Raw genomic sequence first — 1696 nt, 5'->3', positions numbered from 1 at the left:
TTTTGCGTGCTTTTGATGCTCGCAATCTTACTGCGAATCTCTTTTGCGCCTGCCATGTAACACCTATCAGGTTAGCAAGCGGGAGCCTTGCGGCTCCCGCTGCGGCTTACCAGGTTTGGGTGGCCTTGAACTTCTCGATACCGGCTTTGATGCCAGTGTCGATTTCGTCATTGAAGTCACCCTTCACGTTGATCTTCGCCATCAAGTCGGCGTGATCGCGGTTGAAGTAGGAGATCAGCGCTTGTTCAAAGCTGCCAACCTTGGTGATTTCGACGTCAGTCAGGAACCCACGCTCAGCGGCATACAGCGACAGCGACATGTCGGCGATCGACATTGGCGCGTATTGCTTCTGCTTCATCAGCTCGGTAACGCGCTGACCATGCTCAAGTTGCTTACGGGTCGCTTCGTCCAGGTCAGAAGCGAACTGGGCGAATGCCGCCAGTTCACGGTACTGAGCCAGAGCGGTACGGATACCACCGGACAGCTTCTTGATGATCTTGGTCTGAGCGGCACCACCCACACGGGATACCGAAACACCGGCGTTCACTGCAGGGCGGATGCCCGAGTTGAACATGGCCGATTCCAGGAAGATCTGACCGTCGGTGATGGAAATCACGTTGGTCGGAACGAACGCGGAAACGTCGCCAGCCTGGGTTTCGATGATCGGCAGTGCGGTCAGGGAACCGGTTTTGCCGGTCACTGCGCCGTTGGTGAACTTCTCTACGTACTCTTCCGAAACGCGGGATGCGCGCTCCAGCAGACGGGAGTGGAGATAGAACACGTCGCCTGGGTAAGCTTCACGGCCTGGTGGACGGCGCAGCAGCAGGGAAATCTGGCGGTAAGCCACTGCTTGCTTGGACAGATCGTCATAAACGATCAGCGCGTCTTCACCGCGGTCGCGGAAGTATTCGCCCATGGTGCAACCGGAGTACGGTGCCAGGTATTGCAGCGCAGGAGATTCCGAAGCACTGGCAGCCACGATGATCGTGTTGGCCAGGGCGCCGTTTTCTTCCAGCTTGCGAACAACGTTGGCGATGGTCGATTGTTTCTGACCGATTGCTACGTATACGCAGAAAATGCCGCTGTCTTTCTGGTTGATGATCGCGTCGATCGCCAGAGCGGTTTTACCGATCTGACGGTCACCGATGATCAGCTCTCGCTGGCCACGGCCGACTGGGATCATGGCATCGACAGCCTTGTAGCCAGTCTGTACAGGCTGGTCTACCGACTTACGCCAGATCACGCCTGGAGCAACTTTCTCGACCGCGTCGGTCTCGGTGTTGTTCAGCGGACCTTTGCCGTCAACTGGGTTACCCAGTGCGTCGACTACGCGACCCAGCAGTTCCTTACCAACCGGAACCTCGAGGATGCGGCCAGTGCACTTGGCGCTCATGCCTTCGGCAAGAGACTGGTAAGCACCCAATACAACGGCACCTACGGAGTCTTGCTCCAGGTTGAGGGCCATACCGTAGACGCCGCCCGGAAACTCGATCATCTCGCCGTACATTACGTCGGCCAGACCGTGAATCCGCACGATGCCGTCAGATACGCTGACGACAGTGCCTTCGTTACGGGCTTGGGAGGTCACATCGAGCTTGTCGATGCGGCCCTTGATAATTTCACTTATTTCGGAAGGATTGAGTTGCTGCATTGCTCTGCTGCCCCTTCAAACTCAAGATTTCAATGCTTCGGCAAG

Annotated in this window: 1 protein-coding gene; it reads right to left on the bottom strand. The window is 56.8% G+C overall.

What is annotated here, in order from left to right; genetic code table 11:
* Window positions 1-106 precede the first annotated feature (106 nt).
* The gene (atpA, locus tag ACRESJ_RS00835) at window positions 107-1651 is read right to left on the bottom strand and encodes a F0F1 ATP synthase subunit alpha (RefSeq protein WP_431756183.1); all 1545 of its coding nucleotides are present in this window, start codon (window positions 1649-1651) and stop codon (window positions 107-109) included.
* Window positions 1652-1696: the final 45 nt, after the last annotated feature.

This window comes from Pseudomonas sp., assembly GCF_050739655.1.
Classification (GTDB): domain Bacteria; phylum Pseudomonadota; class Gammaproteobacteria; order Pseudomonadales; family Pseudomonadaceae; genus Aquipseudomonas.
The sequence above is the reverse complement of the archived record's forward strand: the minus strand, read 5'-3'. Positions and strand labels throughout refer to the sequence as shown.

Excerpts from the sequence above, each read along its gene's own strand:
- atpA (WP_431756183.1), bottom strand. The coding sequence starts at position 1,651 with ATGCAGCAACTCAATCCTTCCGAAATAAGTGAAATTATCAAGGGCCGC.